The 21,380-nt window shown below is 69.1% G+C and carries 21 protein-coding genes; 13 read left to right on the forward strand and 8 right to left on the reverse strand.

Going from position 1 to position 21,380, the window contains the following annotated elements:
• Positions 1-3: 3 nt before the first annotated feature.
• Positions 4-2,091, reverse strand: a complete 2,088-nt coding sequence (gene tkt, locus AB0H78_RS32200) for a transketolase (protein ID WP_363238240.1) — start codon at positions 2,089-2,091, stop codon at positions 4-6.
• Positions 2,092-2,409: 318 nt separating this feature from the next.
• Here tkt and AB0H78_RS32205 point away from each other — a divergent pair, with 318 nt between their 5' ends.
• From AB0H78_RS32205 to AB0H78_RS32215, 3 genes are all read left to right on the forward strand, one after another.
• Positions 2,410-3,363, forward strand: coding sequence for a heme o synthase (locus AB0H78_RS32205; protein WP_363238241.1), 954 nt, complete (start codon positions 2,410-2,412; stop codon positions 3,361-3,363).
• Between the two features lie 103 nt (positions 3,364-3,466).
• Positions 3,467-3,808: a hypothetical protein gene (locus tag AB0H78_RS32210; RefSeq protein WP_363238243.1), complete on the forward strand. Its 342-nt coding sequence runs from the start codon at positions 3,467-3,469 to the stop codon at positions 3,806-3,808.
• A gap of 53 nt (positions 3,809-3,861) precedes the next feature.
• Positions 3,862-4,947 carry an amidohydrolase family protein gene (locus AB0H78_RS32215; protein WP_363238244.1) on the forward strand — a complete coding sequence of 362 codons (1,086 nt, stop codon included), beginning with the start codon at positions 3,862-3,864 and terminating at the stop codon, positions 4,945-4,947.
• Here the strand turns inward: AB0H78_RS32215 and AB0H78_RS32220 are convergent.
• Genes AB0H78_RS32220 through AB0H78_RS32235 form a run of 4 tightly spaced genes read right to left on the reverse strand, consistent with a single transcriptional unit; the run spans position 4,944 to position 8,548 of the window.
• Positions 4,944-5,942: a COX15/CtaA family protein gene (locus AB0H78_RS32220; protein WP_363238245.1), complete on the reverse strand. Its 999-nt coding sequence runs from the start codon at positions 5,940-5,942 to the stop codon at positions 4,944-4,946. The two genes, AB0H78_RS32215 and AB0H78_RS32220, sit on opposite strands and share 4 nt — an antisense overlap.
• Before the next feature lie 51 nt (positions 5,943-5,993).
• A complete protein-coding gene (locus tag AB0H78_RS32225; protein WP_363238246.1) occupies positions 5,994-6,764 on the reverse strand; it encodes an ABC transporter permease in 771 nt (256 codons plus the stop codon).
• Positions 6,761-7,687 carry an ABC transporter ATP-binding protein gene (locus AB0H78_RS32230; RefSeq protein WP_363238247.1) on the reverse strand — a complete coding sequence of 309 codons (927 nt, stop codon included), beginning with the start codon at positions 7,685-7,687 and terminating at the stop codon, positions 6,761-6,763. Before AB0H78_RS32230 ends, AB0H78_RS32225 begins: the two co-directional genes overlap by 4 nt.
• A gap of 57 nt (positions 7,688-7,744) precedes the next feature.
• Complete coding sequence (locus AB0H78_RS32235) at positions 7,745-8,548, reverse strand: AAC(3) family N-acetyltransferase (protein WP_363238248.1); 804 nt, start codon at positions 8,546-8,548, stop codon at positions 7,745-7,747.
• A gap of 160 nt (positions 8,549-8,708) precedes the next feature.
• Between AB0H78_RS32235 and AB0H78_RS32240 the strand changes: the two genes are divergently transcribed.
• The 9 genes from AB0H78_RS32240 (at position 8,709) to AB0H78_RS32280 (ending at position 16,828) form a co-directional block, all read left to right on the forward strand.
• Positions 8,709-9,431 carry a metalloregulator ArsR/SmtB family transcription factor gene (locus tag AB0H78_RS32240; RefSeq protein WP_363238249.1) on the forward strand — a complete coding sequence of 241 codons (723 nt, stop codon included), beginning with the start codon at positions 8,709-8,711 and terminating at the stop codon, positions 9,429-9,431.
• Complete coding sequence (gene sufB, locus AB0H78_RS32245) at positions 9,428-10,849, forward strand: Fe-S cluster assembly protein SufB (protein ID WP_363238250.1); 1,422 nt, start codon at positions 9,428-9,430, stop codon at positions 10,847-10,849. Before AB0H78_RS32240 ends, sufB begins: the two co-directional genes overlap by 4 nt.
• Positions 10,850-10,907: 58 nt before the next feature.
• Positions 10,908-12,089 (forward strand): Fe-S cluster assembly protein SufD, encoded by a 1,182-nt coding sequence (gene sufD / locus AB0H78_RS32250; protein WP_363238251.1) that lies wholly within the window; start codon positions 10,908-10,910, stop codon positions 12,087-12,089.
• A complete protein-coding gene (locus tag AB0H78_RS32255) occupies positions 12,089-12,406 on the forward strand; it encodes a non-heme iron oxygenase ferredoxin subunit (RefSeq protein WP_363238252.1) in 318 nt (105 codons plus the stop codon). Before sufD ends, AB0H78_RS32255 begins: the two co-directional genes overlap by 1 nt.
• Positions 12,407-12,413: 7 nt before the next feature.
• Positions 12,414-13,181, forward strand: coding sequence for a Fe-S cluster assembly ATPase SufC (gene sufC / locus AB0H78_RS32260; protein ID WP_363238253.1), 768 nt, complete (start codon positions 12,414-12,416; stop codon positions 13,179-13,181).
• On the forward strand, positions 13,178-14,449 hold the full coding sequence (locus AB0H78_RS32265; protein ID WP_363238254.1) for a cysteine desulfurase: 1,272 nt from the start codon (positions 13,178-13,180) through the stop codon (positions 14,447-14,449). The genes sufC and AB0H78_RS32265 overlap by 4 nt, the downstream gene beginning before the upstream one ends.
• A 16-nt stretch (positions 14,450-14,465) precedes the next feature.
• Positions 14,466-14,927 (forward strand): Fe-S cluster assembly sulfur transfer protein SufU, encoded by a 462-nt coding sequence (gene sufU / locus AB0H78_RS32270; RefSeq protein ID WP_363238255.1) that lies wholly within the window; start codon positions 14,466-14,468, stop codon positions 14,925-14,927.
• The gene (locus AB0H78_RS32275) at positions 14,924-15,277 is read left to right on the forward strand and encodes a metal-sulfur cluster assembly factor (RefSeq protein WP_363238256.1); all 354 of its coding nucleotides are present in this window, start codon (positions 14,924-14,926) and stop codon (positions 15,275-15,277) included. Before sufU ends, AB0H78_RS32275 begins: the two co-directional genes overlap by 4 nt.
• A 228-nt stretch (positions 15,278-15,505) precedes the next feature.
• Complete coding sequence (locus tag AB0H78_RS32280; RefSeq protein ID WP_363238257.1) at positions 15,506-16,828, forward strand: hypothetical protein; 1,323 nt, start codon at positions 15,506-15,508, stop codon at positions 16,826-16,828.
• Here AB0H78_RS32280 and AB0H78_RS32285 read toward each other — a convergent pair.
• Both AB0H78_RS32285 and AB0H78_RS32290 read right to left on the reverse strand, forming a co-directional pair.
• Positions 16,812-17,900 carry a hypothetical protein gene (locus AB0H78_RS32285; protein WP_363238258.1) on the reverse strand — a complete coding sequence of 363 codons (1,089 nt, stop codon included), beginning with the start codon at positions 17,898-17,900 and terminating at the stop codon, positions 16,812-16,814. The two genes, AB0H78_RS32280 and AB0H78_RS32285, sit on opposite strands and share 17 nt — an antisense overlap.
• A 31-nt stretch (positions 17,901-17,931) precedes the next feature.
• Positions 17,932-18,393 carry a MarR family transcriptional regulator gene (locus AB0H78_RS32290; protein ID WP_363238260.1) on the reverse strand — a complete coding sequence of 154 codons (462 nt, stop codon included), beginning with the start codon at positions 18,391-18,393 and terminating at the stop codon, positions 17,932-17,934.
• A 112-nt stretch (positions 18,394-18,505) separates the two neighbouring features.
• On the opposite strand from AB0H78_RS32290, the gene AB0H78_RS32295 reads away from it, so the two are divergent.
• The gene (locus AB0H78_RS32295) at positions 18,506-18,958 is read left to right on the forward strand and encodes an SgcJ/EcaC family oxidoreductase (RefSeq protein WP_363238261.1); all 453 of its coding nucleotides are present in this window, start codon (positions 18,506-18,508) and stop codon (positions 18,956-18,958) included.
• Between the two features lie 4 nt (positions 18,959-18,962).
• Here the strand turns inward: AB0H78_RS32295 and AB0H78_RS32300 are convergent, their stop codons facing one another.
• Positions 18,963-21,347, reverse strand: coding sequence for an excinuclease ABC subunit UvrA (locus AB0H78_RS32300; protein WP_363238262.1), 2,385 nt, complete (start codon positions 21,345-21,347; stop codon positions 18,963-18,965).
• Positions 21,348-21,380 lie beyond the last annotated feature (33 nt).

Genomic DNA, 21,380 nt, shown 5'->3' on the forward strand with positions numbered 1-21,380 from the left:
GCGTCAGCGCGCTGCGGCGGCGATCGATTCCCGGGCCGCGGAGACGACCGCGTCGGCGGTGAAACCGAACTCGCGGAAGAGGACCTTGGCGTCGGCGGAGGCACCGTAGTGCTCCAGCGAGACGATCCGGCCCGCATCACCGACGAAGCGGTGCCAGGTCAGACCGATGCCGGCCTCGACCGCCACGCGCGCCTTGACCGACGGCGGGATGACCGAGTCCCGGTACCCCTGATCCTGGGCGTCGAACCACTCGACGCACGGCATCGAGACGACGCGCGTCGGGACACCGGAGGCCTGGAGCTGCTCGCGCGCCTCGACGGCGAGCTGCACCTCGGAGCCGGTGGCGATCAGCACGACCTGCGGCTCGCCGCCCTCGGCGTCGAAGAGGGTGTAGCCGCCCTTGGCGGCGTCCTCGTTCGCGTCGTACGTCGGCAGGCCCTGGCGGCTCAGTGCGAAGCCGTGCGGGGCGCTCTCGCCGTACTTCTTGCGGCCGCGGCGCAGGACCTCGCGCCAGGTGATCGCGGTCTCGTTCGCGTCCGCGGGGCGGATCACGTTGAGGCCGGGGATGGCGCGCAGCGAGGCCAGGTGCTCGACCGGCTGGTGCGTCGGGCCGTCCTCGCCGAGGCCGATGGAGTCGTGCGTCCAGACGTACGTCACCGGGGCGTGCATCAGCGCCGAGAGGCGGACGGCGTTGCGCATGTAGTCGGAGAACGTCAGGAACGTCCCGCCGTAGATGCGGGTGTTGCCGTGCAGCGCGATGCCGTTCATCTCCGCGGCCATGGCGTGCTCGCGGATGCCGAAGTGGATCGTCCGGCCGTACGGGTTCGCACCCGGCAGCGGGTTGCCCTCGGGCAGGAACGACGACGTCTTGTCGATCGTGGTGTTGTTCGAGCCGGCGAGGTCGGCGGAGCCGCCCCACAGCTCGGGAAGGACCGGGCCGAGCGCTTCGAGGACCTTGCCGGAGGCGGCACGGGTCGCGAGCGACTTGCCGGTCTCGAAGGTGGGAACCTTCTCCTCCCAGCCGGCCGGGAGCTCGCTCGCGCTGATGCGGTCGAACTCGGCGGCGCGCTCCGGGTTGGCGGTGCGCCAGGCGGCGAACGTCTTCTCCCACTCGGCCTTGGCCTCGCGGCCGCGGTCCAGCGCCTTGCGGGTGTGGCCGATGACCTCGTCGGTGACCTCGAAGGTCTTCTCCGGGTCGAAGTCCAGCACGCGCTTGATGTTCGCGACCTCTTCGTCGCCGAGCGCCGAGCCGTGCGCGGCCTCGGTGCCCTGGGCGTTCGGGGCGGGCCAGGCGATGATCGAGCGCATCGCGATGAAGGACGGCTTGTCCGTCACCGCCTTCGCGGCCTCGATCGCGTCGTACAGGGCCTCGGGGTCGAGGTCGCCGTCCGGCTTGGGCGCCACGCGCTGGACGTGCCAGCCGTACGCCTCGTACCGCGCGCAGGTGTCCTCGGAGACCGCGGTCTCCGTGTCGCCCTCGATCGAGATGTGGTTGTCGTCCCAGAGCAGGACGAGGTTGCCGAGCTTCTGGTGCCCGGCCATCGAGGACGCCTCCGCGGAGATGCCCTCCTGGAGGCAGCCGTCACCGGCGATGGCGTAGATGAAGTGGTCGAACGGGGAGGTGCCGGGGGCCGCCTCCGGGTCGAACAGACCGCGCTCGTAGCGGGTGGCCATCGCCATGCCCACGGCGTTGGCGACACCCTGGCCGAGGGGCCCGGTGGTCGTCTCGACGCCCGTGGTGTGGCCGTACTCCGGGTGACCGGGGGTCTTGGAGCCCCAGGTGCGGAAGGCCTTCAGGTCATCCAGCTCCAGGCCGAAACCGGCGAAGTAGAGCTGGGTGTAAAGGGTCAGGGACGAGTGTCCCGCAGAGAGGACGAACCGGTCGCGGCCGGTCCAGTCGGCGTCCGCCGGGTCGTGCCGCATCACCTTCTGGAAGAGGGTGTAGGCGGCCGGGGCCAGGCTCATGGCCGTACCGGGATGGCCGTTGCCGACCTTCTGTACGGCGTCCGCGGCCAGGACGCGTGCCGTGTCAACGGCCCGCTGGTCCAATTCGGTCCACTCGAGGTCTGTGGTGGTCGGCTTGGTGCTCACCCTGGGTCAGGGCTCCTCTCCACATGTTTGTATCCCGGTGACTCTGGGCGCACCGGGCGTTGTCGAGCCTACCCCCGCCGGAACGCGCAGTTTTTCGAGTGCCTGTCGGCAAAAGACAGTCACTCCCAGGGTGCAGGCGGCGGGCGCACTTCGCCTGTCGGCGAGCGATTCGTCCCGTGCGCGGTGCGCTCCAACACGAGCCCACCCCCGCGAAGAACGGCGTATGGGCAACGTCTAGAGTGGCGTGGTAAGCGCAAGTCTTTACCGGGCCTTCACGCCCGGGAACCATGGGGACTTGCTGGGAATTCTCTGTCAGGGGTGTGCGTGACGGCGCTCGAGTCCCGGCCCGCAGGGGTCGTCTTGACTCCCAGCCCAGGGGCCCATCGGCCATTCGGGGCTCGCGTCAAGGCATTCGTGGCGCTGACCAAGCCGCGGATCATCGAACTGCTGCTGATCACCACGGTGCCGGTGATGTTCCTGGCGGAGCAGGGTGTGCCCCAGCTCTGGCTGGTCCTCGCGACGTGCATCGGCGGCTATCTGTCGGCCGGCGGCGCCAACGCGCTGAACATGTACATCGACCGTGACATCGACGCGCTGATGGACCGCACCTCGCAGCGTCCGCTGGTCACCGGGATGGTGTCGCCGCGCGAGTGCCTGGCCTTCGGCTTCGCACTCGCAGTGATCTCCACGCTCTGGTTCGGGCTCCTCGTCAACTGGCTCTCGGCGGCCCTCGCGCTCGGCGCACTGCTCTTCTACGTCGTCGTCTACACGATGATCCTGAAGCGCCGCACCTCGCAGAACATCGTCTGGGGCGGCATCGCGGGCTGTCTGCCGGTGCTCATCGGCTGGTCCGCGGTGACCAATTCCATGTCGTGGGCGCCCGTCATTCTCTTCCTCGTCATGTTCTTCTGGACGCCGCCGCATTACTGGCCGCTCTCCATGAAGGTGAAGGACGACTACGCACGCGTGGGCGTCCCGATGCTGCCGGTGGTCGCGTCCAACACGGTCGTGGCCCGTCAGATCGTCATCTACAGCTGGGTGATGGTCGCCGTCTCGCTGCTGCTCACTCCGCTCGGCTACACCGGCTGGTTCTACACGTCGGTGGCCCTGCTGGCCGGTGGCTTCTGGCTCTGGGAGGCGCACGGGCTGCAGTCGCGGGCCAAGGGCGGAGTGACGGGCGCGAAGCTCAAGGAGATGCGGCTGTTCCACTGGTCGATCACCTATGTGTCGCTGCTGTTCATCGCGGTGGCCGTGGACCCGTTCCTGCGCTGACCTTTCTTGTACGTGTGCCCCGGCAGCCCCCATGCGCTCCGGGGCACACGTCTGTGCGCACCCGGCTGTCGCGCCGGCCGCTACCCGTGAGTAGCATGCCGTCATGGCTGAGACCCAGGTAGACGAGAAGCAGGCCGCCAAGGACGAGCGCAGGGCCGCCAGGCTCGCGAAGCAGATCCAGGCGTTCTCCGCGTCGCACGGCGGCGCCGAGGCGCAGGTCGCGTACATCGGGCAGAAGGGCGCGCGCATCGTGCTCGTCGGCGAGGACGGCGAGTGGGGCGACCTGGTCGCGTCCAGCTACGCCCTCGCGCAGGCCGCGACCGAGAAGGCCGGAGTCACCGTGCACGAGGACTTCGACGGGGAGTTCGCCGCCAAGGTGCGCACCGGTCCCTACGAGTGGACCCGCATGGCAGGCATCCAGGTCGGCGGCCCGAGCAACACCTGAGGCGCTCTTGCCCGTTAGGACTGTGGAAAGCACCGTCCACTGCGGGAGTCCGGATGATCGAAACGCCGTCCCTGGTGGACCAGTACTGCCACGGGGTGCTCCGCACGGAACTCGGGCTCGGCACCTTCGAGTCGTATCTGGGCAGGACCACGGGGCCGCCCGCGCCCGGCACCACCTACTTCGACACCCAGACCGGGTTCGCCGTACGACGCTGGTGCCCGCCGCTGCTCGGGCTCGAACCGCACTGCCCGCCGGCCCGCTATCTCGCCCGCCGCAGGGAGCTCGGGGTGGTGGAGTCGGGGCGGCGGCTGCTGCGCGGCACCGGTGTCTCCACGTATCTCGTGGACACCGGGATGCCGGGGGACCTCACCGGGCCCGGCGAGATGGCGGCGGCAGGCGCTGCGGACGCGCGCGAGATCGTACGGCTGGAGTTACTGGCCGAGCAGGTCGCCGACACCTCGGGGACCGTCGAGTCCTTCCTCGCCAACCTCGCCGAGGCGGTGCACGCGGCCTCCTGCACCGCGGTCGCCTTCACCTCCGTCGCCTGTGTACGGCACGGACTCGCCCTGGCGCCGGAGCCTCCGGGCCCCGGTGAAGTGCGGGGTGCGGCGGGGCGCTGGCTGGCCGGGCGGCAGGTCGGGGGGCGGCTCAAGGACCCCGTACTGCTGCGGCATCTGCTGTGGAACGCCGTCGCCTCGGGGTTACCTCTGCAACTGCAGGTGGGCGTCGGGGACCCCCTGCTGCTCACCGATTTCGCCGCGGCCGCGACCGGACACGGCACCGATCTGGTGCTGCTGCACGGCTATCCGTACCACCGCCAGGCCGCCCATCTGGCGAGCGTCTACCCGCATGTGTACGCCGACCTCGGCCCGGCCCTCGCCCATACCGGGGCGCGCGCCGCGGCCGTGCTCGCGGAGATCCTGGAGCTCGCGCCGTTCGGGAAGCTGCTCTTCTCCAGCGGCGGTTACGGGGTTCCCGAACTGCACGTGGTGGGCGCGCGCGTCTTCCGGGAGGCGCTGGAGCGGGTTCTCGGAGGCTGGGTGCGCGACGGCGCCTGGTCGGTCACGGACGCGGAACGGGTCGCCGGGATGATCGCGGCGGGCAATGCCCGCCGCGTGTACGGACTCGATGCCGCTTAGACCGCCGAAAGCGCCGAACTGTCCGACTGCGAAGGGATTTCCGTGTCCGTCGTCGGCCGCTCGCGCAGCGACAGCAGGACGCGCAGCACACCGATCCAGACCAGGCAGGCGCCCAGCATGTGCAGGCCGACCAGGATCTCCGGGGTCTCCGTGAAGTACTGGATGTAGCCCAGCACGCCCTGGAACATCAGGATCAGGAACAGGTCGCGGGCCCGACTGCGGGGTCCCTGCGGTGCGTCGACCGCCTTGAGCACGAACCAGAGCGCGACCGAGAGGGCCACCACCAGCCAGGCGAGGTCCGCGTGCAGCTGGACGATCATCGACCAGTCGAGCGGGATGCGCTTCACATCGCTGGAGTCGCCCGCGTGCCGGCCCGCGCCGCTGACGACCGTGCCGACCGCGATCAGTGCGCCCGATGCGACCACCAGCAGCCAGGTGAGCTGGAGGACCGCCTTGCCCACCAGGGGGCGGGGTGCGCTGGAGCCTTCGCGGGTGCGCTGCCAGGTGACGACGGCGATCGCGATCAGGGCCGAGGAGAGCAGGAAGTGCGCGGCCACGGTGTACGGGTTGAGACCGACCAGCACGACGATGCCGCCGAGCACCGCGTTGCCCATGACCACCCAGAACTGCGCCCAGCCGAGCCGGGTCAGATCACGGCGCCAGGGCTCAGCCGCGCGGGCCGCGATGATCGCCCAGCCGACCGCGGCGCACAGCACGTACGTCAGCATCCGGTTGGAGAACTCGATGATGCCGTGGAAGCCCATCGCACTGGTCGTGGTGAGCGACTGGTCGGTGCACTTGGGCCAGGTCGGGCAGCCGAGGCCGGAGCCCGTCAGGCGCACCGCGCCGCCGGTGACGACGATGACCACCGCCATCACCAGGGCGGCCATGGCGGCGCGCTGAACGGTTTTGGGAGTGGGCGTCCAGCGCTCGGCGATGAAGGCGAGCGGGTTTCGCACGGCTTGAGCGACTTCGGCTCGGGTCAGCTTTGGCACGGGGACATCGTAGGCGGAACGCTTGTGCACGCTTTCACTAGGGGTGCATATCTATTCCCAGCGGAAGAAGCGGGCAGCCGCACCCAGGCCGAGTACCGACCAGACGGCGAGGATCCCCAGGTCGCCCCAGGGCATCGACGCCCCGTGCTGCAGCACGTCGCGCAGCCCGTCCGAGAGGGCGGAGATCGGCAGCAGGTTCAGTACGGACTGGACGCCGCCGGGGAACTTGTCCATCGGGACGATGACCCCGCCCGCCACCAGGAACAGCAGGAAGACCAGGTTCGCGGCGGCCAGCGTGGCCTCCGCCTTGAGGGTGCCTGCCATGAGGAGACCCAGGCCCGAGAAGGCCGCCGTACCGAGGACCAGCAGCAGGACGACCGCCGCCGGGTTGCCGTGCGGGGACCAGCCGAGCGCGAAGGCGATCACCGTGAGGAGGACGATCTGCAGGACCTCGGTGACCAGGACCGCCAGGGTCTTGGCGCACATCAGCGCCCAGCGGGGGAGCGGGGATGCGCCGAGCCGCTTGAGGACTCCGTAGCGGCGCTCGAAACCGGTCGCGATCGCCTGGCCGGTGAAGGCGGTGGACATCACGGCCAGCGCCAGGATACCGGGGGCGAGGAAGTCGACGGACTTGCCCTTGCCTGTGTCGATGATGTCGACCGAGGAGAAGAGGACCAGCAGGAGCGACGGGATGATCACCGTCAGGAGGAGCTGCTCGCCGTTGCGCAGAAGCATCTTCGTCTCGAAGGACGCCTGCGCGGCGATCATGCGGGGGAGCGGGGCGGCTCCGGGGCGCGGGGCGAATGTTCCGGCGGCGCTCATGCGCGCAGCTCCTTGCCTGTGAGCTCCAGGAAGACGTCTTCGAGGGTGTGGCGTTCCACCGCGATCCCGTCGGGCATCACGCCGTGCTGGGCGCACCAGGAGGTGACCGTCGCGAGCAGCTGGGGGTCGACCTGGCCGGTGATCCGGTAGGCGCCGGGGGTGAGTTCGGCGGCGGTGGTGCCGTCGGGGAGTGCCTTGAGCAGCGATCCGACGTCGAGGCCGGGGCGGCCGGTGAAGCGCAGGGTGTTCTCCGCGCCGCCTCGGCACAGGGACTCGGGGGTGCCTTCGGCGATGACCCGTCCCGTGTCGAAGATCGCCACGTGGTCGGCGAGCTGTTCGGCCTCGTCCATGAAGTGGGTGGTGAGGACCGTGGTGACGCCGTCGGTGCGCAGTTCCCGTACGAGATCCCAGGTGGAGCGGCGGGCCTGCGGGTCCAGGCCCGCGGTCGGCTCGTCCAGGAAGACCAGCTCGGGGCGGCCGACCACGGCCAGGGCCAGCGCGAGGCGCTGCTGCTGGCCGCCGGAGAGCCTGCGGTAGGTCGTACGGCCGCAACTGCCCAGACCCAGGCGCTCGATGAGGGCGTCCACGTCGAGGGGGTGGGCGTGCAGCTTGGCCATGTGGCGGAGCATCTCGTCCGCGCGGGCGCCGGAGTAGACGCCGCCGGACTGGAGCATCACACCGATCCGCGGGCGGAGCTTCGCCGCGTCGGCGACCGGGTCGAGACCGAGGACGCGGACCGTGCCCGCGTCCGCGCGGATGTAGCCCTCGCAGGTCTCGACGGTGGTGGTCTTGCCGGCGCCGTTGGGGCCGAGGACGGCGGTGACGGTGCCGGTGGCGACACTCAGGTCGAGGCCGTCGACCGCGGTCTTGGTTCCGTACCGCTTGACGAGGCCGCGGACCTCGACGGCGGGGTCTGTGCTCATGGCTGCGAGTCTACGAACCTTCCGCGGCCGCTCTGCACGCGGTACGGCTCCGGCTTCCTAGACCTCGGGCGGACGGTGCACGGGCAGCCACCGCTGTGCGTACGCGACCGCTTCGGCCACCGGGAACAGCCGGACCTGGGCCGCGCCGACCCTGCCCCGGATCACCGGCCTGTCCCTCTCGTAGTCCGCGCCCAGCTCGTCGAAGCGGTCGCTGGAGATCGACGTCTCGCGCACGACTTCCCAGCGGCGCCCCAGGGGGGTCATGACCGCGCGCCCCTCGTCGGCCTCGGGTGCCTCGATCCGGTACTCGGCCAGGTGGAAGGCCGTACAGCTGTCGAAGCCCGCACCCAGCAGCAGCACTCGCGCCCCCGCTTTCTCCAGCCGTGCGAGCGGACTGCGCTCGCCGAGCCTGCAGTCCTGCGCGTGGCCCGCAGTGAGCGCGGCCGCGGCCGGCCCCACCGCCGCGAACGAGGTCTGGGGATGCGCGCTGCGCAGGGCGCCCGGCCAGGTCCGTACCGCCTCGGGAATCACGCCGATGCCACCGCTGGGGGTGGTGAGGGGGTCGTAGGCGGGCGTCGACTCGCGGATGGCGGGCCACCACTCCTCGGGGACGGGCGGGTTGCCCCACTGCTCGGGGTCGGAGTTGTTCCCCGTGTGCGTCGGGACGACCAGGGTCCCCTCGGGGCCGAGTGCGTCGAGCAGCGCCTGTACGACGGCGACGCGCCCGCCGCAGACCCAGCCGAGCGAGCTGAGCGAGGAGTGGACGAGCAGCGTTTCGCCGGGTTCGACTCCGAGCGCGCGCAGGTCGGCGGCGATCGTGGCCCGGGTGCACAAAGTGCCGGTCAGAGGCGGTGTCGACATGGGCGGAGAGTCTCCTCCGACCGCGCCCGACGCGCCACCGATTTGATCGATCAATGATCATTTCCGCAGGTCAGGTTAGGTATCCCTAAGTGATGCACCGCACCGGTCATGATCCGGACCAGGGTTGCCAGGGTCTGGAGAATTACGCAACAATGGTGTTGTGAAAAACGTTGGCGAGGCTCCCCAGGAGGAACTCGCGACCGGTGAGCGGTCCACCCGCAACCGCGTCGCGCGCTCCATCCTGGACCACGGCCCGTCCACCGTGGCCGACCTTGCGCTCCGGCTCGGGCTGACCCAGGCGGCCGTCCGCCGCCATCTCGACGCCCTCGTCGCCGACGATGTGATCGTCCCCCGCGAACAGCGGGTGTACGGGGCGAGGACCCGCGGCCGTCCGGCCAAGGTCTTCGCGCTCACCGACTGCGGCAGGGACGCCTTCGACCAGAGCTACGACAAGCTCGCGGCCGACGCGCTCCGCTGGATCGCCGAGAAGGCCGGCAGCGAAGAGGCCATCATGGACTTCGCGCGCGCCCGGTTCGCCACCCAGGCCGAGACCTACCGCGCCGCGATCGAGGCCGTGGCACCCGAGAGCCGCGCGGAGGCGCTTGCCAAGGCGTTGACCGCAGACGGGTACGCTGCTACGGCGCGCAGCGCACCGGTCGGCGAACAGCTCTGCCAGCACCACTGCCCGGTCGCCCATGTCGCCGAGCAGTTCCCGCAGCTGTGCGAGGCGGAGACCGAGGTCTTCTCCCGCCTGCTCGGGACCCATGTGCAGCGTCTGGCCACCATCGCCCACGGCGACGGAGTGTGCACGACGTTCATTCCCAAGATTTCACAGACCGAAGTTTCAGCATCCGCCAGCACGGCCGGGAGGAACCCCGCATGACGCTCCCTACGGAGACTGCCCACCCCGATCTCGAGGGTCTGGGTACGTACGAGTTCGGCTGGGCCGACCCCGACGTGGCCGGTGCCGCGGCGAAGCGCGGCCTCAGTGAGGCCGTCGTACGCGACATCTCGGCGAAGAAGAACGAGCCCGAGTGGATGCTGAAGCTCCGCCTCAAGGGCCTGAAGCTCTTCGGCAAGAAGCCCATGCCGTCCTGGGGCTCCGACCTCTCCGGCATCGACTTCGACAACATCAAGTACTTCGTGCGCTCCACCGAGAAGCAGGCCGCTTCCTGGGAGGACCTGCCCGAGGACATCAAGAACACCTACGACAAGCTGGGCATCCCGGAGGCGGAGAAGCAGCGCCTCGTCGCCGGTGTCGCCGCCCAGTACGAGTCCGAGGTGGTCTACCACCAGATCAACGAGGAGCTGGAGGCGCAGGGTGTCATCTTCATGGACACCGACACCGCGCTGAAGGAGCACCCGGAGCTCTTCCAGGAGTACTTCGGCACGATCATCCCGGTCGGCGACAACAAGTTCGCGTCGCTCAACTCGGCCGTGTGGTCCGGCGGTTCGTTCATCTACGTGCCCAAGGGTGTCCACGTCGAGATCCCGCTCCAGGCCTACTTCCGTATCAACACGGAGAACATGGGCCAGTTCGAGCGGACGCTGATCATCGTCGACGAGGACGCGTACGTCCACTACGTCGAGGGCTGCACCGCCCCGATCTACTCCTCCGACTCGCTGCACTCCGCGGTCGTCGAGATCATCGTGAAGAAGGGCGGCCGCTGCCGCTACACGACGATCCAGAACTGGTCGAACAACGTCTACAACCTGGTCACCAAGCGCGCCGTGGCCTACGAGGGCGCGACCATGGAGTGGGTCGACGGCAACATCGGCTCCAAGGTGACGATGAAGTACCCCGCCGTCTACCTCATGGGCGAGCACGCCAAGGGCGAGACGCTCTCCATCGCCTTCGCGGGCGAGGGCCAGCACCAGGACGCCGGCGCCAAGATGGTCCACATGGCACCGAACACCTCCTCCAACATCGTCTCCAAGTCGGTGGCACGAGGCGGCGGCCGCACCTCCTACCGCGGTCTCATCGAGATCGGCGAGGGTGCGCCCGGCTCCAAGTCCAACGTGCTGTGCGACGCGCTGCTCGTCGACACGATCTCCCGCTCCGACACGTACCCGTACGTGGACGTGCGCGAGGACGACGTGTCCATGGGCCACGAGGCGACCGTCTCCAAGGTCTCCGACGACCAGCTCTTCTACCTGATGAGCCGCGGCATGACGGAGTTCGAGGCCATGGCGATGATCGTGCGCGGCTTCGTCGAGCCGATCGCCAAGGAGCTGCCGATGGAGTACGCCCTGGAGCTCAACCGGCTGATCGAGCTGCAGATGGAGGGTTCGGTCGGCTAGCAGCCGCCAACCCCGCAGTTCTTCTTCTTTGACGCAGAAAGTGAGCACCACGACAGCCATGGCTGAGGCTCAGAACATCCCGGCGGGTTCCACCACCGCCGGCTCCATCGCGGTGGCCGCCGAGTCCACCAGCGCCACCCGCATGAGCGCGCCGCCGTCCTTCGACGTGGCCGACTTCCCCGTGCCGCACGGCCGCGAGGAGGAGTGGCGGTTCACCCCGCTGGAGCGCCTGCGCGGTCTGCACGACGGCTCCGCCACCGCGACCGGTGACGGTGTACGGGTCGAGGTCACCGCCCCCGACGGCGTCACCGTCGAGACGGTCGGCCGCGACGACGCGCGCATCGGCAAGGCCGGCAAGCCCGTCGACCGGGTCGCCGCCCAGGCGTTCACCTCCTTCGAGAAGGCCGGCGTCGTCTCGGTGCCCAAGGAGGCGGTGCTCACCGAGCCGATCCGTATCTCCGTGCACGGCATCGGCGGCGTGGCCTACGGCCACCAGGTCATCGAGCTCGGTGCCTTCGCCGAGGCCGTCGTGGTCATCGACCACACCGGCGACGCGGTCCTCGCGGCCAACGTCGAGTACCTGCTCGGCGACGGCGCGAAGCTCACCGTCGTATCCGTCCAGGACTGGGACGACAAGGCCGTCCACATCGCCCAGCACAACGCGCTGGTCGGCCGGGACGCCACCTTCAAGTCGGTCGTGGTCACCTTCGGCGGCGACGTCGTACGCCTCCACCCGCGCGTCACCTACGCGGGCCCCGGCGGCGACGCCGAGCTGTTCGGTCTGTACTTCACCGACCAGGGCCAGCACCAGGAGCACCGCCTCCTGGTCGACCACAACGTCCCCAACTGCAAGTCCAACGTGGCCTACAAGGGCGCGCTGCAGGGCCAGGACGCGCACGCGGTATGGATCGGTGACGTCCTGATCCAGGCCGCCGCCGAGGGCACGGATTCGTACGAGCTCAACCGCAACCTCGTCCTCACCGACGGCGCGCGCGTCGACTCCGTACCGAACCTGGAGATCGAGACCGGCGAGATCGCGGGTGCCGGCCACGCCTCGGCGACCGGCCGCTTCGACGACAACCAGCTCTTCTACCTCCAGTCGCGCGGCATCCCGGAGACCGAGGCCCGCCGCCTCGTCGTCCGCGGCTTCTTCGCCGAGCTCGTCCAGCAGATCGGTCTGCCGGACGTCGAGGAGCGCCTCCTCGCCAAGATCGACGCGGAGCTGGAGGCGTCCGTCTGATGTCTTTCGTCAAGGTGGCCGCGCTCAGCGAGCTGGAGGAGGACACCCCGAAGCGGGTGGAACTCGACGGCACGCCGGTGTCGCTGGTCCGCACGGACGGGGAGGTGTTCGCGATCAACGACATCTGCTCGCACGCGAACGTCTCGCTCTCCGAGGGCGAGGTGGAGGACTGTTCCATCGAGTGCTGGCTGCACGGATCGTCCTTCGACCTCCGTACGGGCAAGCCCTCGGGCCTTCCCGCGACGCGCCCCGTCCCCGTATACCCCGTAAAGATCGAAGGGGACGATGTGCTCGTCTCCGTATCCCAGGAGTCCTGAGTCACCCATGGCAACGCTTGAAATCCGCGACCTGCACGTCTCCGTCGACACCGAGAACGGTACGAAGGAGATCCTCAAGGGCGTCGACCTGACCGTGAAGCAGGGCGAGACCCACGCCATCATGGGCCCCAACGGCTCCGGCAAGTCGACCCTCGCGTACTCCGTCGCCGGCCACCCCAAGTACACGATCACCTCGGGCACCGTCACGCTCGACGGCGAGGACGTCCTGGAGATGACCGTCGACGAGCGCGCCCGCGCCGGCATGTTCCTCGCCATGCAGTACCCGGTCGAGGTTCCCGGTGTCTCGGTCTCCAACTTCCTGCGTACGTCGGCGACGGCGATCCGCGGCGAGGCCCCCAAGCTGCGCACCTGGGTGAAGGAGGTCAAGGGCGCCATGGAGCAGCTCCAGATGGACCCGGCCTTCGCCGAGCGCAACGTCAACGAGGGCTTCTCCGGCGGTGAGAAGAAGCGCCACGAGATCCTCCAGATGGAGCTCCTCAAGCCGAAGATCGCGATCCTCGACGAGACCGACTCCGGTCTGGACGTCGACGCGCTGCGTCAGGTCTCCGAGGGCGTCAACCGCGTCCGCGAGACCGGCGAGGTCGGCACGCTCCTGATCACGCACTACACGCGCATCCTGCGCTACATCAAGCCCGACTTCGTGCACGTCTTCGCGAACGGTCGCATCGCCGAGTCCGGCGGTCCCGAGCTCGCCGACAAGCTGGAGACCGAGGGCTACGAGGCTTACACCACGAAGGGCGGCGCTTCCGAGTGACGACACTGCCGGGCCTCCTCACGGCGTCCGATTACAACGTCGAGGCGATCCGCAAGGACTTCCCGCTCCTGGACCGGGTCATCCATGACGGAAAGAAGATCGTCTACCTGGACAACGCGGCCACTTCGCAGAAGCCGCGCCAGGTCCTCGACGCGCTCACCGATTATTACGAGCAGCACAACGCCAACGTCCACCGCGGCGTGCACGTGCTTGCCGAGGAGGCCACGGCACTGTACGAAGGCGCCCGCGACAAGGTCGCCGCCTTCATCAACGCACCGAGCCGCGACGAGGTGATCTTCACCAAGAACGCCTCGGAGTCGCTCAACCTCGTGGCCAACATGCTCGGTTGGGCCGATGAGCCCTACCGCGTGGACCGCGAGACCGAGATCGTCATCACGGAGATGGAGCACCACTCCAACATCGTGCCGTGGCAGCTGCTCTCGCAGCGCACGGGCGCGAAGCTGAAGTGGTTCGGCCTCACCGACGACGGCCGTCTCGACCTGTCCAACATCGAAGAGATCATCACCGAGAAGACGAAGATCGTCTCCTTCACGCTGGTCTCCAACCTGATGGGCACGATCAACCCGGTCGAGGCGATCATCCGGCGCGCCCAGCAGGTCGGCGCGCTCGTCTGCATCGACGCCTCGCAGGCCGCCCCGCACATGGTGCTCGACGTGCAGGCGCTGCAGGCCGACTTCGTGGCCTTCACCGGCCACAAGATGGTCGGCCCGACGGGCATCGGCGTCCTCTGGGGCCGCCAGGAGCTCCTCGAGGACCTGCCGCCGTTCCTCGGCGGCGGCGAGATGATCGAAACCGTCTCGATGCACTCCTCGACGTACGCCCCCGCGCCGCACAAGTTCGAGGCGGGTACGCCCCCGATCGCCCAGGCCGTCGGCCTCGGTGCGGCCGTGGACTACCTCTCCGCGATCGGCATGGACAAGATCGCCGCGCATGAGCACGCGATCACCGAGTACGCGATGAAGCGCCTCGGCGAGATTCCGGACCTGCGGTTCATCGGCCCCCCGACGGCCGAGATGCGCGGCGCGGCGATCTCCTTCACGCTCGGCGACATCCACCCGCACGACGTGGGCCAGGTCCTGGACGAACAGGGCATCGCGGTCCGGGTCGGCCACCACTGCGCGCGCCCCGTCTGCCTGCGGTACGGAATTCCTGCGACCACGCGAGCGTCGTTCTATCTGTACTCCACGCCTGCCGAGGTCGACGCCCTGGTGGACGGCCTGGAGCACGTACGGAACTTCTTCGGTTAAGGGCTGGGGATCGATCGTGAAGCTTGACTCGATGTACCAGGAAGTCATCCTGGACCACTACAAGCACCCGCACGGGCGCGGTCTTCGGGACGGCGACGCCGAGGTGCACCACGTCAACCCGACGTGCGGCGACGAGATCACGCTGCGCGTCAAGTACGAAGGCGACCGCATCGCCGACATCAGTTACGAGGGCCAGGGCTGCTCCATCAGCCAGGCCAGCGCATCCGTCCTGAACGAGCTGCTGGTCGGCAAGGAGCTCGAGGACGCGCAGAAGATCCAGGCCGCGTTCCTGGAACTGATGCAGTCCAAGGGCAAGCTGGAGCCGGACGATGCGATGGAGGAGGTCCTGGAGGACGCGGTCGCGTTCGCCGGAGTCTCCAAGTACCCCGCCCGTGTGAAGTGCGCGCTGCTCAGCTGGATGGCGTGGAAGGACGCGACCGCTCAGGCGCTGGGCGAGTCCGAAAGGAAGACAGCATGAGCGAGAACACTGTGACACCCACCGAGGGCTTGACGACCAAGCCGGCCTCCGAGGAGGAGGTCCGCGAGGCGCTGTACGACGTCGTCGACCCCGAGCTGGGCATCGACGTCGTCAACCTCGGCCTGATCTACGGCATCCACGTCGACGACGCGAACATCGCGACCCTCGACATGACGCTGACGTCCGCGGCCTGCCCGCTGACCGATGTCATCGAGGACCAGGCGAAGTCGGCGACCGAGGGCATCGTCAACGAGCTGAAGATCAACTGGGTCTGGATGCCGCCGTGGGGCCCGGACAAGATCACCGACGACGGCCGCGAGCAGCTGCGCGCGCTCGGCTTCAACGTCTGATCTCTCGTCCGATCTCCGCCGCTTCGTGACGGCCCCGGTGCACCCGTGCACCGGGGCCGTCCGGCGTTGTTCGCCTTCTGTACGTATGGCGTGCTCCGGCAGTTGGCGCAGGAACCGGAACCTTCTCGTCGAGATCACCACGTCGAGAGGGACCCAGTGCAGTCTTACGTTTCGCTCTCCCGCCGCACGGCGGTTGCCGCCGCGAGCGGTCTGCTTACGCTGGCCGTCATGGGCCTGAACACACCTGCACAGGCGGCGAGTTACGGCACGCCGACCATCACGCTCTCGGCCTCGTACCTCTCGGGTGCCGTCGGTGCCACCAGTGACCCGACGGTCACGGTGACCATAGGCCAGAGCGGCGCGGACGTGTCCGCGCTGACCGTGGCCGCATCCGCCACCTCGAAGTCCTCCGTCGCCGGTACGGGCGACGTGGTCGTCACGGGGACCGGGGCTTCCCGTACGGTGACCGTCGCCGCCAAGGCGCAGGGGTACACCAACCTCACGCTCAAGGTCACCGGGCTCGGCGGGAAGACCGCCACCAGGACGCTGAACTACGCGGCGTCCCCGGCGGTCCAGTACGGGCCGCAGACGCGCTACTTCACCGGGTCCTCCGACGCCTCCGCCGCCGTCGACGCGGGCGGCGGCTATGTGATCGTCGCCGACGACGAGTCCAACGTCCTGCGGCTCTACAGCCGTTCGGTCTCGGGCGCACCGGTGAAGACCTGGGACGTCGGCGACGCGCTCGGCGCCGACAAGGAGATCGACATCGAGGGTGCGACCCGGGTGGGGAACACCATCTACTGGACCGGGTCCCTCGGCAACAACAAGGACGGCGAGTACAAGGCCGACCGCAACACCGTCTTCACCACCACGGTGAGCGGTTCCGGTGCGAGCACCGCGCTGACCGTGGGCGGTTCGTACGGCAAGCTCCGCGACGACCTCGTCGCCTGGGACAAGGCGAACGGCAACCGCTACGGATTCGCGGCCGGCACCGCCGACGGCCAGGTGCCCAAGCAGATCGACGGATTCAACGTCGAGGGCCTCGAGTTCGCGCCGGGGTCGACCACGACCGCGTACCTCGGATTCCGTGCGCCGCTCGTACCGCCGAAGAACGGGGGCAAGGCGCTGATCGTGCCCGTCACCAACTTCGACAAGGTGGCCGGCAGCGGGGCGAAGGCTGTCTTCGGTACGGCCATCGAGCTCGATCTGGGCGGCCTCGCCATCCGCGACATCCGCAAGAATGCCGCGAACCAGTATCTGATCGTGGCCGGTTCCTGGGCCGCCGACGACAACTCCGACCCGTACGCCCTCTACTCCTGGGACGGGGTCGCCGGGCACGCCCCGGTGAAGAAGCTGGACCTGCCGACCAGCGACGCCGGTGGCTGGGAGGCCGTGGTGGACGTGCCGGACCTGAGCGTCTCGGGCGCCCAGGCCCAGCTGATCACCGACGACGGGTCGGCCGACCTCTACGGGGACGGCACGGACGCGAAGGACCTCGCCCACGTCGAGTGGAAGAAGTCCCGCGCCACCTGGTTCACGCTGAACCCGTGACGTCCTGAGCCGCCGCCTCGGCGAGTACGGGGGCCAGGTTCTCCTTGCGGAAGCGCTGGTCGACGTAGAGCAGGCCGGTCATCAGCTGGGGGAAGGTGACCGTGATGATCTGGCTGACCAGCTGGCCTACGAGCAAAGCGGCGAAGTAGCCGGCGAAGACGGTGACGAGCTGGGCGGTGCCCGGGTCGTCACCGATCGTCATGGAGGGGAAGCTGCCGAGGAGGCTGAAGGGCAGCTGGATGAAGTAGCCCGCGGTCCCGGCCATCACCGAGGTGAGAAGCGAGATCCCGAAGATCCGCCACCAGGCGCCCTTCACCAGCTCGGAGGAGCGGCGCAGCGCGTCGACGGGGCTGCGGTTCTCGAAGACCACGGCGGAGGGCGCGAGGCTGAACTTCACCCAGAGCCAGAGGGCGAACGGGATGACCGCGAGCAACAGCAGGGGCCCCAGGACGAGCAGCGCCGTGAGGCTGTCGTCGGCGTTCGCTGCCGCCACGATCAGGGCGGCGAACACGCCGATGATCAGAAGCATCGGCACCGTGGCCGCGAGGCCCGCCAGCAGGAGGGCGCCGAGCACGGCGGGCATCCGCGAGAGCGCGCGCCACCAGACGGAGCCATAGGTCGCGGGCGTACCGAGGACGGCCGCCTGGAGGACCACCGCGCAGGTCGCGTACATCATCGCCGAGCAGAACGTGATCAGGAGCAGGGCGACCACCCAGAGGGCGATGAAACCGAAGACGAGGGCGCGCACCTCGTGCCAGGCGACGTCGTGCTCGGTCGAGTCGAAGACGGTGCGGAACGTGTCCGACAGCGTGGCGTACAGGATGCCGATCATGCCCGCGACCAGCACCGCGGCCCCTCCGTAGAGGGTCGCGGCTATCCCGACCAAGGGCTTCCAGTAACGGCCGAACGCGGACAGCGTCCCGCCGAGCAGGTCGCCGATGTTCAGCGGCCGCAGCGGGATCACTCCCGGCTTGGGTGCCTGCGGGGGCATCCAGCCGCCGCCCCACCCCGGAGGGGTGCCGTATCCGGGCGGCCCTCCGTACGCGCCGCCCCACCCAGAGTTCTGTGCCACTGCCTGCTCCCGTTGCCCGCGTCGTGCCGTGTCATGTCTTGGACGGGACACCGTAGCCGGTCAGAGCGGTGGTGGCCTGTGCGAAGTAACGGAAGAGGACGTTCAGTTCGGCTTCGCTGAAGGCGCCGAAGACCTCGGCCATCCGGCGCCGGGCCTCGCCGAAGGCCGCCTCGTCCTGTTCGCGGGTCGGCGGGACGCCCTCGACCAGGACGCGCCTGCGGTCGGCGGGGTCGGGGTTGCGGCGGGCCCAGCCGCTGCGCTCCAGGCGGTCGACGAGGCGGGTGGTGGCGCTCTGGGTGAGGCCGGTGCGCTCGGCCAGGGCGCCGGTCGTCATGGGGCCCGCGAGCTGAAGGATGTTGAGGGCGTACAGGTCGGTGGAGCTCTGGCCGAGGGTGTCGGCCGCGGTCTGGCCGTGCAGGACGACGGCGGTGAGATAGGCGCGGTACGTGGCGGCGTGGGAGCGGAGCTGGTCCGCGCGGTCCTGGTCGGCCATGGGTGTTCGCCTCTCGTCGGGATGCCGCGTGATGCCTCTTGCCATTACATGCACACATGCATATATTGCATGTGTGCAAGCAATCTTAGCCGAAGCGAGCCAGGGAGAAGCCATGAAGGTCGCCGGGAACGTCCATGAGTCGGTCCGTGACATCCACACCGCCTTCGAGGTGCACCGTGCGGCGTGGGGCGACGCGGACGCGTACGCCCGCACCTTCACCGAGGACGCCGACTACGTCACCTTCTTCGGCGGCCGGATGGTGGGGCGGGGCGGCGTCGCGGAAGGGCATCGCGGCCTCTTCGACGGGGTCCTCAAGGGCTCCCGGCTCTGGGCGGAGATCGACGACGTCGTCCTGCTCGGGCCCGACACCGCGCTGCTGCACTCGCGCGGCGGCGTGCTCAAGGGCCGGCGCCAGGAGCCCGGCCGGCGCGCTCGGTCCGTACAGACCTATCTGCTGGTGCGCGGGGACGGCGGCGAGTGGCTGATCCGGGCGTTCCAGAACACCCGCAGCCGGCCCCGCGTCGAGGCCTTCAGCAACTGGCTGGCTGTGAAGTTCGCTCCCTGACCGGTCAGTTCCCGACGTACGCCGCGAGGTGCTCGCCGGTGAGCGTGGAGCCGTCGGCGACGAGCTCGGCCGGGGTGCCCTCGAAGACGACCTTGCCGCCGTCGTGACCGGCTCCGGGGCCGAGGTCGATGATCCAGTCGGCGTGTGCCATGACCGCCTGGTGGTGCTCGACGACGATGACCGACTTTCCGGAGTCGACGAGGCGGTCCAGCAGGCCCAGCAGCTGCTCGACGTCGGCGAGATGGAGACCCGAGGTCGGCTCGTCGAGGACGTAGATGCCGCCCTTCTCGCTCATGTGCGTGGCCAGCTTGAGCCGCTGGCGTTCGCCGCCCGACAGGGTCGGGAGCGGCTGGCCGAGGGTGAGATAGCCGAGGCCGACGTCCGAGAGCCGCTCAAGGATCTTGTGCGCGGCAGGGAGGCGCGCCTCGCCGTCGGCGAAGAACTCCTCGGCCTCGCTCACCGGCATCGACAGCACCTCGCTGATGTCGCGCCCGCCGAGGAGGTATTCGAGGACCGATGGCTGGTAGCGCTTGCCCTCGCACTCCTCGCAGGGGGTGGCCACGCCCGCCATCATCGCCAGGTCGGTGTAGATGACCCCGGCGCCGTTGCAATGGGGGCAGGCGCCCTCGGAGTTGGCGCTGAACAGGGCCGGCTTCACGCCGTTGGCCTTGGCGAAGGCCTTGCGGATCGGCTCCAACAGCCCGGTGTACGTCGCCGGGTTGCTCCGCCGCGAGCCCTTGATCGCGCCCTGGTCGATGGAGACGACCCCCTCGCCGGCCGGGATCGAGCCGTGGACCAGGGAGCTCTTGCCGGAGCCTGCGACGCCGGTGACGACGGTCAGCACCCCGAGCGGGATGTCGACGTTCACGCTCCGCAGGTTGTTGGCCTTCGCGCCGCGGATCTTCAGCGCGCCGGTGGGCTTGCGTACCGACTCCTTGACGGCGGCCCGGTCGTCGAAGTGGCGGCCGGTGATGGTGCCGCCGGCCCGCAGTCCCTCGACGGTGCCCTCGAAGCAGACGGAGCCGCCGCCCGTACCCGCGCCGGGGCCCAGGTCCACGACGTGGTCGGCGATCCGGATCGTCTCCGGCTTGTGTTCCACCACGAGCACCGTGTTGCCCTTGTCCCGCAGCCGCAGCAGCAGGTCGTTCATCCGCTGGATGTCATGGGGGTGCAGGCCGGCGGTGGGCTCGTCGAAGACGTACGTGACATCGGTGAGCGAGGAGCCGAGGTGGCGGATCATCTTCACGCGCTGTGCCTCGCCGCCCGACAGCGTGCCCGAAGGGCGGTCCAGCGAGAGGTAGCCGAGGCCGATCTCCACGAACGAGTCGAGGGTCTGCTGCAGCGTCGCGAGCAGCGGCGCCACCGAGGCCTCCTTGAGGCCGCGGGCCCAGTCGGCCAGGTCGCTGATCTGCATCGAGCAGGCCTGCGCGATGTTGATCCGCTTGATCTTCGAGGACCTGGCGGCCTCGCTCAGCCGGGTGCCCTCGCACTCCGGGCAGGTGGTGAAGGTGATCGCCCGCTCCACGAAGGCGCGGATGTGCGGCTGCAGCGCGTCGACGTCCTTGGACAGCATCGACTTCTGGATCTTCGGGATCAGGCCCTCGTACGTGAGGTTGATGCCTTCGACCTTGATCTTCGTCGGCTCCTTGTGGAGCAGGTCGTTCAGCTCGCGCTTGGTGAACTTGCGGATCGGCTTGTCCGGGTCGAAGAAGCCGCAGCCCTTGAAGATCCGGCCGTACCAGCCGTCGATGCTGTAGCCCGGGACCGTGATCGCCCCTTCGCTGAGCGACTTGGTGTCGTCGTACAACTGCGTCAGGTCGAAGTCGGTGACCGAGCCCCGGCCTTCGCAGCGCGGACACATGCCGCCGGTGATGGAGAACTCGCGGCGCTCCTTCACGGTCCGCCCCGAGCGCTCCATGGTCACGGCGCCCGCGCCGCTGACCGAGGCGACATTGAAGGAGAAGGCCTGGGGCGAGCCGATGTGCGGCTTGCCGATGCGGCTGAAGAGGATGCGCAGCATCGCGTTGGCGTCGGTGGCGGTGCCGACGGTGGAGCGGATGTCACCGCCCATCCGCTGCTGGTCCACGAGGATCGCGGTCGTCAGACCTTCGAGTACGTCGACCTCGGGGCGCGCCAGCGTCGGCATGAAGCCCTGCACGAAGGTGCTGTAGGTCTCGTTGATCAGCCGCTGCGACTCCGCGGCGATCGTGCCGAACACCAGCGAGCTCTTGCCCGAGCCCGAGACCCCGGTGAACACCGTGAGGCGGCGCTTCGGGATCTCGATGCTGACGTCCTTGAGGTTGTTCACGCGTGCTCCGAGAACGCGGATCAGGTCGTGACTGTCGGCGGTGTGCGGCTCGGGTGCCGGCGTGCTCTTCCTCGTGGCCATGGTGGGTCCGTGTCTCCTGGGGTGCGGCGGCGG

It is taken from the genome of Streptomyces sp. NPDC050738, from assembly GCF_040654175.1.
Taxonomy (GTDB): domain Bacteria; phylum Actinomycetota; class Actinomycetes; order Streptomycetales; family Streptomycetaceae; genus Streptomyces.

Excerpts from the sequence above, each read along its gene's own strand:
- AB0H78_RS32230 (WP_363238247.1), bottom strand. The coding sequence starts at position 7,687 with ATGAGCACAGACCCCGCCGTCGAGGTCCGCGGCCTCGTCAAGCGGTAC.
- AB0H78_RS32215 (WP_363238244.1), top strand. The coding sequence starts at position 3,862 with ATGATCGAAACGCCGTCCCTGGTGGACCAGTACTGCCACGGGGTGCTC.
- sufC (WP_363238253.1), top strand. The coding sequence starts at position 12,414 with ATGGCAACGCTTGAAATCCGCGACCTGCACGTCTCCGTCGACACCGAG.
- AB0H78_RS32210 (WP_363238243.1), top strand. The coding sequence starts at position 3,467 with ATGGCTGAGACCCAGGTAGACGAGAAGCAGGCCGCCAAGGACGAGCGC.
- AB0H78_RS32225 (WP_363238246.1), bottom strand. The coding sequence starts at position 6,764 with ATGAGCGCCGCCGGAACATTCGCCCCGCGCCCCGGAGCCGCCCCGCTC.
- AB0H78_RS32295 (WP_363238261.1), top strand. The coding sequence starts at position 18,506 with ATGAAGGTCGCCGGGAACGTCCATGAGTCGGTCCGTGACATCCACACC.
- AB0H78_RS32280 (WP_363238257.1), top strand. The coding sequence starts at position 15,506 with ATGGGCCTGAACACACCTGCACAGGCGGCGAGTTACGGCACGCCGACC.
- AB0H78_RS32255 (WP_363238252.1), top strand. The coding sequence starts at position 12,089 with ATGTCTTTCGTCAAGGTGGCCGCGCTCAGCGAGCTGGAGGAGGACACC.
- sufB (WP_363238250.1), top strand. The coding sequence starts at position 9,428 with ATGACGCTCCCTACGGAGACTGCCCACCCCGATCTCGAGGGTCTGGGT.
- AB0H78_RS32290 (WP_363238260.1), bottom strand. The coding sequence starts at position 18,393 with ATGGCCGACCAGGACCGCGCGGACCAGCTCCGCTCCCACGCCGCCACG.
- AB0H78_RS32275 (WP_363238256.1), top strand. The coding sequence starts at position 14,924 with ATGAGCGAGAACACTGTGACACCCACCGAGGGCTTGACGACCAAGCCG.
- AB0H78_RS32300 (WP_363238262.1), bottom strand. The coding sequence starts at position 21,347 with ATGGCCACGAGGAAGAGCACGCCGGCACCCGAGCCGCACACCGCCGAC.
- AB0H78_RS32235 (WP_363238248.1), bottom strand. The coding sequence starts at position 8,548 with ATGTCGACACCGCCTCTGACCGGCACTTTGTGCACCCGGGCCACGATC.
- sufD (WP_363238251.1), top strand. The coding sequence starts at position 10,908 with ATGGCTGAGGCTCAGAACATCCCGGCGGGTTCCACCACCGCCGGCTCC.